Origin of the sequence: Umezawaea tangerina, from assembly GCF_003002815.1 — a bacterium.
Taxonomy (GTDB): domain Bacteria; phylum Actinomycetota; class Actinomycetes; order Mycobacteriales; family Pseudonocardiaceae; genus Umezawaea; species Umezawaea tangerina.
In genome coordinates this window covers 209,008-221,958 of sequence record NZ_PVTF01000006.1, presented here as the reverse complement: position 1 = coordinate 221,958, position 12,951 = coordinate 209,008, and the positions used below count along the sequence as shown (strand labels likewise).

Annotated in this window: 10 protein-coding genes; 5 read left to right on the top strand and 5 right to left on the bottom strand. The window is 72.0% G+C overall.

The genetic code is table 11. The features are described 5' to 3' along the window. The first annotated feature begins 80 nt into the window (after positions 1–80). Entirely contained in the window at positions 81–986 is a 906-nt protein-coding gene (locus CLV43_RS21305; RefSeq protein ID WP_106189005.1) for an NADP-dependent oxidoreductase, read from the top strand. Between the two features lie 21 nt (positions 987–1,007). Here the strand turns inward: CLV43_RS21305 and CLV43_RS21300 are convergent, their stop codons facing one another. After that, a complete protein-coding gene (locus CLV43_RS21300) occupies positions 1,008–1,973 on the bottom strand; it encodes an Lrp/AsnC family transcriptional regulator (protein WP_106189333.1) in 966 nt (321 codons plus the stop codon). A 120-nt stretch (positions 1,974–2,093) separates the two neighbouring features. Between CLV43_RS21300 and CLV43_RS21295 the strand changes: the two genes are divergently transcribed. After that, positions 2,094–3,077 (top strand): hypothetical protein, encoded by a 984-nt coding sequence (locus tag CLV43_RS21295; RefSeq protein ID WP_106189004.1) that lies wholly within the window; start codon positions 2,094–2,096, stop codon positions 3,075–3,077. A 61-nt stretch (positions 3,078–3,138) separates the two neighbouring features. Here the strand turns inward: CLV43_RS21295 and CLV43_RS21290 are convergent, their stop codons facing one another. Beyond that, a complete protein-coding gene (locus tag CLV43_RS21290; RefSeq protein WP_106189003.1) occupies positions 3,139–4,299 on the bottom strand; it encodes a beta-ketoacyl synthase N-terminal-like domain-containing protein in 1,161 nt (386 codons plus the stop codon). 452 nt (positions 4,300–4,751) lie between these two features. Between CLV43_RS21290 and CLV43_RS21285 the strand changes: the two genes are divergently transcribed. Beyond that, positions 4,752–7,475 (top strand): sensor domain-containing protein, encoded by a 2,724-nt coding sequence (locus tag CLV43_RS21285; RefSeq protein WP_106189002.1) that lies wholly within the window; start codon positions 4,752–4,754, stop codon positions 7,473–7,475. 114 nt (positions 7,476–7,589) lie between these two features. Continuing rightward, a complete protein-coding gene (locus CLV43_RS21280) occupies positions 7,590–8,999 on the top strand; it encodes a cellulose binding domain-containing protein (RefSeq protein WP_245886757.1) in 1,410 nt (469 codons plus the stop codon). Here CLV43_RS21280 and CLV43_RS21275 read toward each other — a convergent pair. Genes CLV43_RS21275 through CLV43_RS21265 form a run of 3 tightly spaced genes read right to left on the bottom strand, consistent with a single transcriptional unit; the run spans position 8,900 to position 10,645 of the window. Further along, positions 8,900–9,631 carry a rhomboid family intramembrane serine protease gene (locus CLV43_RS21275; RefSeq protein WP_106189001.1) on the bottom strand — a complete coding sequence of 244 codons (732 nt, stop codon included), beginning with the start codon at positions 9,629–9,631 and terminating at the stop codon, positions 8,900–8,902. The two genes, CLV43_RS21280 and CLV43_RS21275, sit on opposite strands and share 100 nt — an antisense overlap. A gap of 35 nt (positions 9,632–9,666) precedes the next feature. After that, positions 9,667–10,410, bottom strand: coding sequence for an MBL fold metallo-hydrolase (locus tag CLV43_RS21270; RefSeq protein ID WP_211304462.1), 744 nt, complete (start codon positions 10,408–10,410; stop codon positions 9,667–9,669). Positions 10,411–10,414: 4 nt separating this feature from the next. Next, positions 10,415–10,645 carry a hypothetical protein gene (locus CLV43_RS21265; RefSeq protein ID WP_106189000.1) on the bottom strand — a complete coding sequence of 77 codons (231 nt, stop codon included), beginning with the start codon at positions 10,643–10,645 and terminating at the stop codon, positions 10,415–10,417. 203 nt (positions 10,646–10,848) lie between these two features. Here CLV43_RS21265 and CLV43_RS21260 point away from each other — a divergent pair, with 203 nt between their 5' ends. Beyond that, the gene (locus tag CLV43_RS21260) at positions 10,849–12,933 is read left to right on the top strand and encodes a putative Ig domain-containing protein (protein ID WP_211304461.1); all 2,085 of its coding nucleotides are present in this window, start codon (positions 10,849–10,851) and stop codon (positions 12,931–12,933) included. Positions 12,934–12,951 lie beyond the last annotated feature (18 nt).

The window sequence follows — 12,951 nt, the reverse complement described above, 5'->3', positions numbered from 1 at the left end:
GTGGGGCCGGCGACAGGTTCGCGGAACGGCGAAGAACGGCCAACCTTGGGTCGAACACCGACACGACGCAAGGGGAGATCATGAAGGCAGTGCGGTTCACCCGGTACGGCGGCCCGGAGGTCCTCGACCTCGTCGACGTCGAGGCGCCGCACGCCGGTCCGGGGCAGGTCCGCGTCGCCGTGCGCGCCGCGGGCGTCAACGCCCTGGAGTGGCGGATCCGGGCGGGTCACATGCAGCACCTGCGGCCGTTGGCGCTGCCCGCGGGGATCGGCGGCGACGCCGCGGGGATCGTGGACGAGGTCGGCGAGGGCGTGGTCGACGTGCGGATCGGCGACGCCGTGTTCGGGTCCGGTGAGGAGACCTACGCGGAGCACGCGGTCCTCACGTCGTGGACGGCCAAGCCGGACAAGGTGTCGTTCGAGGAGGCGGCGGGCTGCCCGACCCCGTTCGAGACGGCACTGCGCCTGCTCGACGACGAGGGGGTCGGCGGCGGTCACACCATCCTGCTCAACGGCGCGGCGGGTGGTGTCGGCACGGTCGCCGTCCAGTTCGCGGTCGACCGCGGCGCCACCGTCATCGGGGTCGCCGGTCCGGCCAACCAGGACTACGTCGCCTCGCTCGGGGCCGTCCCGGTCACCTACGGCCCCGGACTCGTCGAGCGGGTGCGGGACCTGGCTCCGGGCGGTGTGGACTTCGCGTTCGACCTCGCGGGCTCCGGTGTCCTCCCCGAGCTCGTCGAGCTGACCGGCGGCGCGGAGCGGGTGGTGTCCATCGCCGACGTCGGCGCGGCCGACCTGGGCGTCCGGTTCTCCATGGGCTTCCACCGGGAGAAGGTCCCCGCGCTGCGCGAGGGCGCCCGGCTCGCGGAGGCGGGCCGGATGACCCTCCCGGTCACGCGGACCTTCCCGCTCGCCGAGGCGGGAGCAGCGCAGGCGGCCAGCGCGACCGGTCACGTCCGCGGCCGGATCGTCGTCACGGTGCCCTGACCTCCGGTCCGGAGTGGACGGTCAGGTGTACGGGCCCGCGCGCTTGATCGTCCGGATGACCGGCGCGGTCTCGACGCCGCGCACGTGCGGCAGCGAGCCGAGCCGTTGGGTGAGGTAGCGGTAGAGGTCCTTGCCGTCCCGGCACACGGCGGAGACCAGCAGGTTCGTCGGACCGGTCGTCGCGGCGCAGAAGGCGACCTCGGGGTGCGCGGTGAGCGCGGCACCGGTCTCGGCGAGGTGGGCGGGAGGCACGGACACCCACAGGCGGGCGTCCGTGCGGTAGCCGATGAGGGCGAGGTCGACGTCCACGTCGATGTAGAGCAGCCCGGCGGCGCGCAGGGCGTCGACGCGGCGGGCGACGGTGGACTCCGACCAGCCGGTCGCGGCGGCCAGCACCTGGTAGGTGGCGCGGCCGTCCGCGGCCAGCGCCTTGACCAGCGGGCGGTCGTCGTCGGTGAGGGTGACGTGGTCGGCGTTCCCGCGCGCGGGCCGCAGGGCCGCGACCTGCTCGTCGTCCAGGGTGCCCCGGCCGTCGAGGTCGGGGCGGTCCTGGCCGAAGACGTGCAGCACGCTGTGCGCGGTCACCGACACGACGGGGGCGGTGCGCTGCAACCGCTGCAGGATCAGCTCGTCGCGCTCCTCGAGCGTCCACGAGCGCAGGCTCGCGCAGATCTCCGTGCCGCCGGAGAGCAGGTGCACCCACCGGGTGTCCTCGCGGCGGGCCAGCGCGGTCGCGACCTCCACGGCCGACCCCGGCTTGCACTGCACCCGGATGACCCACTCGGAGCCGCCGAACCGGACGGCGTTGACATCCCCGACGAGGCGGACCAGCCCGGTCTCGCGCATCCGGGCGTAGCGGCGGGCCACCGTGCGGTCCGAGACGCCGAGGACCTCGCCGATGCGCGCGAACGACGCCCGGCCGTCGACGTCCAGCGCGTGCAGCAGGCCCCGGTCCACGTCGTCGAGGACGACGGATTCCCTCTTCATGGTCAACATTGTGTCGGGTTCCGGCGGAAGGATCCCGGTGTGCACCCGGATCGGCGACTTCCGGCCGATTCTCGTCGCAGGGCCGCCGGGCAGGCGACCCCCGACCAGAGGAGAAGGACCATGGGAACCGTCACGGAGGTGCTCGCGCTGATCGGCTCGGACGAGCCGCTGGGCGTGGTGGAGCGGGACGAGGAGCTGCTGCTCGCCCCACCGCACGCCGGCCACCTCCCGGTGAAGCTCTGGAGCGACCACGAACCGCTCCAGGTCGTGCACTACCCGCAGGAGTACGTCGAAGAGGCGTTCGCGGCGCCGCGGAGCGTCTACGAGAACGCCGGGCTGCGCGTGGAGTGGCAGAAGATGGAGGGGCGGCAGCCGTTCTACCACCGCAACTGCGACGTGGACGAGATCGGCTACCAGATCGCGGGGGAGCGGACCCTGATGACCGAGCTCGGCGTGGTCGAGCACCGGCCGGGGGAGTTCTCGCGCATCCCGCGCGGCATCGGGCACGACAACTACGGCAGGCGGGAGAGCCACCTGCTGTTCTACACGCCCGCCCCGGTCGCCGAGGTGGCCGAGGCCGCGCGCACGTCGGAGGCGGTGTCCCCGCCGTTCCCCGGCTGGGTGGCGAAACCCGCCAACGAGGCGGTGACCCGGTTCATGGAGGGCACCGGCCTCGACGTCGTGGTGTTCCCCGTGGACGAGCAGCGGCTGCTGGACCGGGTGCACGTCGAGACCGAGCGGATGCGGGTGTTCACGAAGGCCGCGACCCCCGGCGTGACGTGGGTGTACGCCACCGCCTCGTTCCGGCTGGGCAGCGTGCTGCTGCCGTCGTCGGACGGCCGCGAGTACCGGCGCACGCTGGACGCCGACGAGGTCCAGTACCAGGTCAGCGGGCGGCGCACGCTGGTGTCCCAGCGCGGGGTGGCCGAGCTGGGGCCGGGTGACCTGGTCCGGATCCCGATGGGCGTGGCGCACACCAGCTTCGGCACCGAGCCGTCCGAGCACCTCTCGCTGCTCGCCGACCGGGAGCTGGTCCAGGTCGCGAAGTCCACCGGCACCGCCGAGCCGTGCACGCCGGAGCTGCTGGCCGGGCTGCGCGCCTGACCCCGGTGCGGTGGAGGTGGCCCGTCGGCTCAGCCGGCGGGCCGCGGTCGTGGGGGTGGTGTCACGCCGGCGGCGCCAGGACGATTACCGAGTTGTGACCACCCATGCCGAGCGAGGACTTGACGGTGAGCCCGTCTTCGACGGGCGAGGGCCCGTTGAGCAACCGCGGGTGTCCGGGAGCGACGGTCGGCGGCGCGGGGACCGTTCCCCGGTCGTACCCGAGTGCCGCGACCGCGACCTCCACGGCGGACGCCGCGCCCTGGCAGTGCCCGGTGAGCGGCTTGACCGAGTACACCTCGGTGTCCTCCGGGAACAGCCGGTCCAGCACCGCCGCCTCGGCGAGGTCGCACTGCGCGGTGCCGGGCCCGTGGGCGTTGAGGTAGCGCACGGCCGAGGCGGGCACGCCCGCGTTGGCCAGCGCGTCCTCGAACGTGGCGGTGACGTGCGTGAGGGCCGGGTCGATCGAGGTGGCGTGGTAGGCGTCGTGCGACATGGCGCCGCCGAGCGCGTAGGCGTAGGGCCGGGTGGACCGGCGGGAGAGCACGAAGGACACCGACGCCTCGCCCATGACGAAACCCCTGCTGCCCTGCTGGAACGGCCTGCACGCGTCCAGCGGCTCGGAGTCCGCGATGGCGACGCCGAGCCGGACGAAGTGGGACACGTTCTCCGGGGTGAGCGACAGGTCGGTGGCCACGAACACCACGTCGTCCACGATGCCCGCGTCCAGCCAGGACTTCGCGGTGATCAGCCCGGCGTTGCCGGAGGCGCACATGGCGGAGACGTTCATCGCGGGACCGTGGAACCCGAACTCGCGCATGAACATGGACATCGGTGTGGACGGCATCAGGGCCAGGTACTCGCGGACCGGCACCGTGCCGCCGCGGGTGGTGTAGAAGTCGCGCCACAGGTCCACTTCGCCCAGCACGACCGCGTGCAGCAGGCCGACCCGTCTGCCGGGGCGCCAACCGCGGTCGCCCGCGTCCCGGATGGCCTCCCGCGCCGCCGCGCGCATCGCCCGTGCGAACCGGCCGGGACCGTCCACCGGGTCACCGCCGTCGGGCACGCGTGCCGCCCAGACGGTCTCGTCGGCGTTCATCCCGAGCCCCGGCACCACCGCGGCCGCGGGCTTGCCGCCCAGCAGCCCGTCCCACATCGGCTCGCGACCCCACCCGTAGCCGCTGACGACGCCGATCCCGCAGATCCCCACACCTCGCGCAACCATTCCGCTCCCTCCCGACTCGAGGGCCGACACCGCTGCACCGCGACCATGACGGGCGCGCCGCCGATGGGAGCGCGGTCAGCCGTGTGGACTCGTGTTGGCCGGAGGCTCGCCAGTGGCACCGCAGGACACCACCCGGATGCGCCGGAACGCACCGTTTCCACCGCCAACACCACCGATGGTAACGGTCCCAGACACCGCGCAGGACGCATTCCGGGCACGTTCGGGCACGGTCCGACGGCCATCGGGCACACCGCTCCACAGTGGACTGACCTGCGTGGATCACCCGGATGGCCACCCTGGACGGCGTGCGTCGCGGGGACCGGCTATAACGACACACCGTGTGCTTCGGATGGGTGGGCTTTGCGCGGACGATGTAGTAGTACTCCACGATGCCAACACCACGGCGAATCGGACGGAACAACGGGCCCGGGAGCCAGGACGTGAAGGAACTCATGGGCGACGTCGGATCCGACCGTGAGCTGGTCGTCGGCTTGGCGCTGTCGGCGGGGCAGGCCGTGGCGTGGTGGTTCGACCTGGCCACCGACACCATCACCTGGATGACGGGGCTCGACGAGATGGTGGGCGTGCCCGGCGCGGCCGACGACGTGGTGGAGGCCCGGCTGGCCGAGCTGGTGGCCCCGTTGACCGTCGCCGCGAAGGCCGCCCCGGTGTGGCAGGACTTCGAGCTCGAACAGCCGTGCGAGACCCCCGACGGGCAGACGCGCTGGGTGCAGTTCCGGGCCCGGCTCTCCGAGCACCCGGACAGCAAGCGGCTCGTCGGCATCGCGACCGACGTGACCGGCAGGCACCACCAGCAGCAGGCGCTCACCGACCTGGCCGACCGGTACCGGCTGCTGGTCGAGCTGTCGCCGGAGGCGATCGTCGTGCACGAGGCCGGCCAGGTCGTCTACGCGAACCCGGCGGCGGTGCGGTTCGTGCGGGCCGAGTCGCCCGCCGACATCCTGGACCGGCCGATCACCGACTTCGTCCACCCGGACTCGGTGTCGCCGATGCTGCACCGCATCTCCGAGTTAGGCGTGCCGGGTGCCACGAGCGACCCGGCCGAGGCCGTCCTGCTGCGGTTCGACGGCGGCACCCTCGACATCGAGTCGGTGTCCGTGCGCACGACGTGGGAGGGGCGCCCGGCGTTCCAGGTGATCATGCGGGACGTGACCGCCCGCAAGGCGGCCGCCGCCGCGCTGCACTACCAGGCCGCGCTGGTCGCCCACGTGAGCGACGCGCTGGTCGCGACCACCGCCGACGGGCTGGTGACCAGCTGGAACCCGACCGCCGAGACCGTGTACGGGCGGTCGGCGGCCGAGGCGATCGGGCAGCCCATCCACGTCGTGGTCGACGCGCCCCTCGACCCCGTGGCGATCCTGGAGGCGGGCGGCGTCGTGCAGGCCGTGCACCGCGGCGCCGACGGCGGTGCGCTCGCGGTCCGCGTCTCGGTGGCGCGGATGGGCGACGGGTACGTGCTGGTCTGCGCGGACGAGACCGCGCGCAGGCGCGCCGAGCAGCACTTCACCACCGTGGTGGCCGCGCTGGAGGAGGGCGTCATCGTGGTCGGCCCCACCGGGCTGGTCGAGTCGGCCAACCCCGCGGCCGAGCGGATCCTGGGGATCACCGAGGAGCAGGTCGTCGGCCTGCCGACCACCCTGGCCGAGCTCTACGACGAGACCGGCGCGCGGCTGCCCGCGTCGAACTACCTGTCGGCCCGCACCCGGCTCACCGGCGAGGCGCAGAACGGCCGGATCCTCTCGCTGACCAGGCCGGACGGCGCGCGCATCTGGCTGTCGCTGAGCTGCCACGCGCTCGACTCGGTCGGCGACGGGCCGTCGGCCGCGGTCGTGTCGTTCACCGACATCACCGAGCGCCGGATGATCGACGGGATGCTGGAGCACGAGGCGACCCACGACGCCCTCACCGGACTGCTCAACCGGACCGTGATCATCGAACGGCTCAGCCGGACCGCGCGGCAGCACCGCTCCGGCCGGACCGCCGTGCTGTTCATCGACCTGGACAAGTTCAAGATCATCAACGACTCGCTGGGCCACAGCGCGGGCGACAAGGTCCTCCAGGTCCTCGGCCTGCGGCTGAGCCAGAGCGTGCGGCGCGGCGACGTCGTCGGCAGGCTCGGCGGCGACGAGTTCGCGGTCATCGCCTACGGCACCACCAGCCCGGAGGAGGCGACCGCGCTCGTCGAGCACATCCGCGGCGAGCTGAACCGGCCGATCTCCGTGGACGGCCGCAACCTGCACATCGACGCGAGCGTCGGCATCGTGATCGCGGACCCCGACGACCCCCGCGACGGCGCGGACCTGCTCCGCGACGCGGACCTGGCGATGTACGAGGCGAAGACGCGGGGGCGCGGGCGGCTGGCGTTCTTCGACGTCGACCTGCGCGAGCGCACCCAGCGGCGGCTGCGGCTGGAGCAGGACCTGCGCGAGGCGCCCCGCAACGACCAGCTGTGGGTGGCCTACCAGCCGATCGTCGACCTCCGCACGGGCCGCACCACCATGGTCGAGGGCCTGCTGCGCTGGTCGCACCCCCGCTACGGCCTGATCCCCCCTGGGGAGTTCATCGGGCTCGCGGAGGAGAGCGACCTGATCAACATCGTCGGCGCGCACATGCTCCGCCTCGCGACCAGGGGGATCGTGGACCTGCGCGCGGCCCACAACCCCGAGCTGCTGCTCACCGTGAACCTGTCCGCGCGCCAGCTCGACGACCCGCACCTGGTGGCCTCGGTGCGGGACGCGATGCGCACGACCGCGCTGCCGCCGGGCGCGCTGTGCCTGGAGATCACCGAGAGCGCCCTGATGCGCGACCCCACCGCCGCGGCCCGCACCCTCGCCGCGTTGCGCGACCTCGGCGTCCGGCTCGCCATCGACGACTTCGGCACCGGCTACTCCTCGCTGGCCCAGCTGCTGACGCTGCCGCTGGACATCCTGAAGATCGACCAGTCGTTCACCGCGGGGCTCGGCAAGTCCGACGACGCGGAGGCCATCGTCACGAGCGTCATCGCGATGGCGCACGCCGTCGACCTCACCGTCGTCGCGGAGGGCGTCGAGCACGTGCTGCAACTGGACATCCTGCGAAGACTCGGTTGCGACCAGGCGCAGGGCTACCACCTGGGCAGGCCCTCGGCCGTCCCCGAGCTCGACCGGCGGTTCTAACAGAACCGGTCAACTCCTTGACACGGCGCACTCCGGTGAGAATCCTGGGCCGGCTCCCAGTCGATCATCAGCTGGGTCGGGCCCGCCCCGCGCGCCCGGCTCGTGGAGGGCGAAGTGATCACCGAGGCCCGGTCGGACAGGCGCACCACCCGCGCGGCGGTGTTCGCGGCGGCGGCGTTGGCCGTCGTAGCGGCACTGGTAGGCGCTCTCCTGCTGTTCGTGGTGCCGGGACGGCAGGCCGCGGGCAGCGCCCCGCCGGTGAAGGGCAACGCCACCCACTTCTCCGGTTTCGCGTCGTCCTACGGCGGCTGCGGCCTCCCCCAGCACGTGCTGGACTCGCCGGACTTCGTGTCCCTCAACGTGTTCGACACACCTGGCGACTACTCGCCACGCGCCCGCCCGTTGTCACCGCTCGAGTCCGGGCACCTCGGCCGGTTCGAGAACGGCCGCAACTGCGGCAGGTTCGTCCAGGTGACGATCGGCAACCGCTGCACCGGGACCAACGACGGCGCCACCGGGCAACCGTTCTGCCGCGAGGGTTCCTGGGTCTCCGACGAGTTCAACGGCGCCTCGCTGACGATGGTCGTCGCCGACGGCTGCGCCGACGCGACCGCGTGGTGCCGCGACGACCCCGACCACCTTGGGCTGTCGACGACGTCGTTGACGCGCTTCCTCAAGGACGGCGCGCGGGTCGGTCCCATCGACCCCGACCACTGGAACAACCGGCGCGTGTCGTGGTCCTACGTGCCCACCCCCGACTACCACGGCGACCTGCGGGTGGGGTTCCTGCGCGACGCCACGGGCACCAACCCGGTCATCGCCGTGTCCCACCTGCCCAACGGCATCCACGGCGTCGAGTACCAGGGCCCGGAGGGCGGGTGGGAGCAGGCGCGGCCCAACGGCGACATGGGGCAGTCGTTCATCCTGAGGCCGACCCAGGACGGCGGCACGGACTACCGCGTCCGGGTGCGCGACGCGTCGGACTCGTTGGTGAACAACGGCCGCGTGTACCGGTTCTCGCTGCCCGCCGCGTGCGCGCGGGGATGCACGGGCACGTACACGGAGGCGGACTACACGACGGAGTCGCCGACGACCGAGACGTTCGGGTCCGCCGACGTGCCGACGACGACGGTGTCGACCACGACCACCACCGCGCCGACGACCACGACGGCCATCGCGGCCACCAGGAGCACGATCCCGCGGACCACGGTCCAACCCGTCCAGGCGGCCTGCGCCGCGACGTACCGGGTGGTCAACTCGTGGCAGGGGGCGCGGCAGGTCGAGGTGATCGTCCGCAACACCGGCGCGAAACCGCTGTCCGGCTGGAAGACCACGTTCACGGCCAGCGGTTCGCAGTGGTTCGGCAACCCGTGGAACGCCGTGGTCACCCAGTCCGGCAGCCAGGTCGTGGCGGTGAACCAGGGTTACAACGGGTCCTTGATGCCCGGCGCGTCGACGAGCTGGGGTGCGGTGGTGTCCGGAGTGGACAGACCCGTGACCGGGGTGACCTGCGCGCCGCGGTGACGCCGGGGCCGGGTCAGCACCAGTCCGGCGCCGGCGAGCATCCCGGCGACGAGGCTGACGCCGTGCAGGTCGGAGGCGGCCGCCAGGACCAGCGCGCAGACGACGGCACCCGCGAGGACGAAGCGCTTGTCGCGCACCACGACCAGCACGACGACGGCGACCAGGGCGGCTGCGGCGGCGGCCCTGATCCCGCTGAGCCCCCAGCCCGTCAGCATCGCGACGTAGCCCACGACGACCCAGCTGGCCCAGGGCGTGGCGGTACCGGCGAGGAGCCAGACCACCAGACCGCCCGCCAGGCCGCAGATGGCGATCGAGTCGCCGCCACCCGGTTCGTGCCAGGAGTAGGCGGCGATCTGGCCTCCCGCGGTGCCCGCGGCGAACAGGACCACCCAGCGCCACCGGCCCGTCGCGCGTTCGGCGGCGGCGCCGACCAGCGCGAGGGTGACCAGGTTCGTGACCACCTGGTACCAGCCGAGGGTCTGCACGAGCAGCGGGGTGACCAGCCGCCACCAGTCAGGACCGCGCTCCAACGCCGGGATCATGCCGGGGACCGCGTACTGCGCGACCGCCGCGGCCGACGCGACGGCGCAGGCGATGGCGGTGAGGATCGGCGTGCGCCGGGTGGTGTCCACGTGATGAGGACGATCGGGCCGACGCGGTGGTTGCCTCAGAAGGCGAGGGTCAGGTCTTCCTCGGCCGTCAGGACCTCGCCGGGGAAGACCGACCTGGCGGCATCTACCGCCGCCTGCCGGTCGTTGCCGGGCCAGAAGTGGGTGAGCATCAGCTTTCTGGCGTTCGCGCGGGTCGCCCAGTGGCCTGCCTCCGTCGAGGTGAGGAGGTTGCGGGTGGGCTGGGACTCCTCGCCGGGGCGGTCGGTGGCCTCGACGATGTACAGGTCGGCGTCGCGGCCCAGCTCGGCCAGCAGCGGGTCGGGGCCGGTGTCACCGGTGTAGGCGATGGCGGTCGGACCTGCCTGGAGGCGGACGCCGACCGCGGGGACGTGGTGGGGGAGGGGGAGCGCGGTGAGCGTGAATGGCCCCAGGTGGTGGATTGCCGTCCTGGTCAGGTCGTGGACGTCGAAGGCGGTGCGGAGGTCGACCTCGGGTTCCAGCGCGGAGAGGCGGGTCAGCACACCGGGCGTGCAGTACAGCGGGATCCTGGGGCCGGGCGGGCCGTAGAAGCGGACGCGGAAGAGGCCGTGGAGGTCGACGCAGTGGTCGGGGTGCTCGTGGGTGACCACCACGGCGTCGACCGCGCCGTCGGGGCAGTGGGCCAGCAGGCGGGGGAGGGTGGCGTACCCGAGGTCCAGGACCACCCGGAACCCGTCCCAGTCCACGAGGAAACCACTGCACGCCCGACCGGGCTCCGGGAACGCGCCGCACCCGCCCAGCACCGTGAGCCGCCGGGACACGGTCCTAGTCCGCCGGACCGCGCAGCATCAGCACGACCCGCAGCACCTGCTCCACCGCCGAGGGGAACACCGCACCCCTGAGCTCACCCCGGACCGCCAGGTTCCGCGACGCGAACTCCAGCTCCCCCTCCGGCCCCATCCGCCGAACCACCAGCGCCGCGATCTCCTCCAGGTCCAGACCGGGGTTGTCCAGTCGGGTCAGGGCGAACTCCACGATCAGTTCCTCGTCGGTCACGTTCCCTCCTTCCCGACGGGGTGGAGTTTAGTTCGTCCCGGACGCCGGCATCGCCCCTCACCCGATCAGACGCGGGAATTCCTGCTTTACCGAGACAATTGCGGCAAATTCGTTCCCTGTGAAAAACCCGTGATTGAACCACGTCCTGACCTCGGGCAACCCTGTGGCTACCCCGCCTCCGGGGGCCAGGAAAGGATGTTCCGATGAGACGCAGAGCGCTCCCTGCCGCGCTCGCGCTCGTTGTCAGCGCGTTCGGCATCACCATGACCGCGACCGAGGCCCAGGCCTCGGTGTGCGGGGACCAGGTGATCGCGAACGGCGGCTTCGAGAGCGGCACGACCCCGTGGACCCAGACGTCGGGGGTGATCTCGGCCGCGACGACGGCGGAGCCCGCGCACGGCGGGACCATGGACGCGTGGTTGGACGGGTACGGAAGCAGCCACACGGACACGTTGTCGCAGTCGGTCACCCTCCCTGCCGGGTGTGCTTCCGCGACTTTGGCGTACTGGCTGCACGTCGACACGAAGGAGACGACCACCTCCACCCAGTACGACAAGCTGACGGTGCAGGTGGGGTCGACAACGGTGGCCTCCTACTCGAACCTGGACAAGAACACGGGGTACGCGCAGAAGACGTTCGACGTGTCGGCGTTCCTCGGCCAGACGGTCACGCTGAAAGTGACCGGCGTCGAGGACTCGGGGCTGGCGACGAACTTCCTGCTCGACGACCTCACCCTGACGACGGCCGGCGGCGGCGGCGCGCAGAACCCGTCGGTGACCAACCCCGGCAACCAGACCACGCAGGTCGGTTCGGCGGTGTCGCTGCAGATCCAGGCCTCCGACCCGCAGGGCGACGCGCTGACCTACAGCGCCACCGGTCTGCCCGCGGGGCTGGCGATCGCGTCGGCCACGGGCCGCGTCACCGGGACGCCGACGACCGCGGGCACGTCCACGGTGACGGTGACGGCGAAGGACCCGGCGAACAACAGCGGCAGCACGACGTTCACCTGGACCGTCGGCGGCACGACGCCGCCGGACACCACGCGCACGCCGATCAACCCGGCGTACACGGTGAGCCTGACGTCGAACACGGCGGGCGACACGTGGACCGGACACCAGACCGTTAGCTTCACCAACGGGTCCGCGACCGCGTTGCCCGAGGTCTACCTGAGGCTGTGGGACAACTACCACGGCACCTGCCCGACGACGCCGATCACGGTCACCAACGTCACCGGCGGCACACCGGCCGCGCTGAGCGTGAACTGCACCGCGCTGAAGATCACCCTGCCGAGCCCGCTCGCCCAGGGCCAGTCCGCGACCATCGGGTTCGACCTGAGGATCGTCGTCCCCAGCGGCGCCGACCGCTTCGGCCACGACGGCGCCTACAACATGATCGGCAACGCGCTGCCGGTGCTGGCCGTCCGCGACGGCGCGGGCTGGCACCTCGACCCGTACACCAACAACGGCGAGTCGTTCTACGCCCTCATCAGCGACTTCGACGTCACCCTCGTGCACCCGACGTCGCTGCTCACCCCCGCCACCGGCACGTCCACCGAGACGACCAGCGGCACCACCACGACGACCCGCGCGACCGCGACCAAGGTCCGCGAGTTCGCCTGGGCGGCGGGCCCGTTCTCGAAGATCTCCGGCACGTCGGCCAAGGGCTTCAAGGTCAACGTGTACGGCGTCGGCGGGATCTCCAGCGGTGACGCCAACTCCATGCTCACCCTCGCCAAGGACGCGCTCGACGTCCACTCAGGACGGTTCGGCGACTACCCGTACCAGGAGATGGACGTCGTGCTCGACAACAACTTCTGGTTCGGCGGCATGGAGTACCCCGGCTTCGTCCTCGACCTCGTGTCGACCACCGCGCTCCCGCACGAGCTGGCGCACCAGTGGTTCTACGGGATCGTCGGCAACGACGAGTACAACTCGCCGTGGCTGGACGAGAGCTTCACCGACTACGCCACCGACGTCTACAAGGGCATCTCCGGCAGCGGTTGCGGCATCACGTGGCAGTCGAGCGCGGAGAAGCTCAGCAACTCGATGGCCTACTGGGACGCGCACTCGTCGCGCTACTCCAGCGTCGTCTACAACTACGGCAAGTGCACGCTGCACGACCTGCGCAGGCTCATCGGCGACACCGCCATGACCACCCTGCTGAAGAGCTACGCGCAGTCCCACTGGTACGGCATCTCCACCACGGCCGACTTCAAGGCCGCGGCGCAGGCGGCCGCCGGTTCGACCGACCTGACGTCCTTCTGGGCCCAGCACCGCGTCGAAGGCTGATCGGGGGCTCGGTGGCGG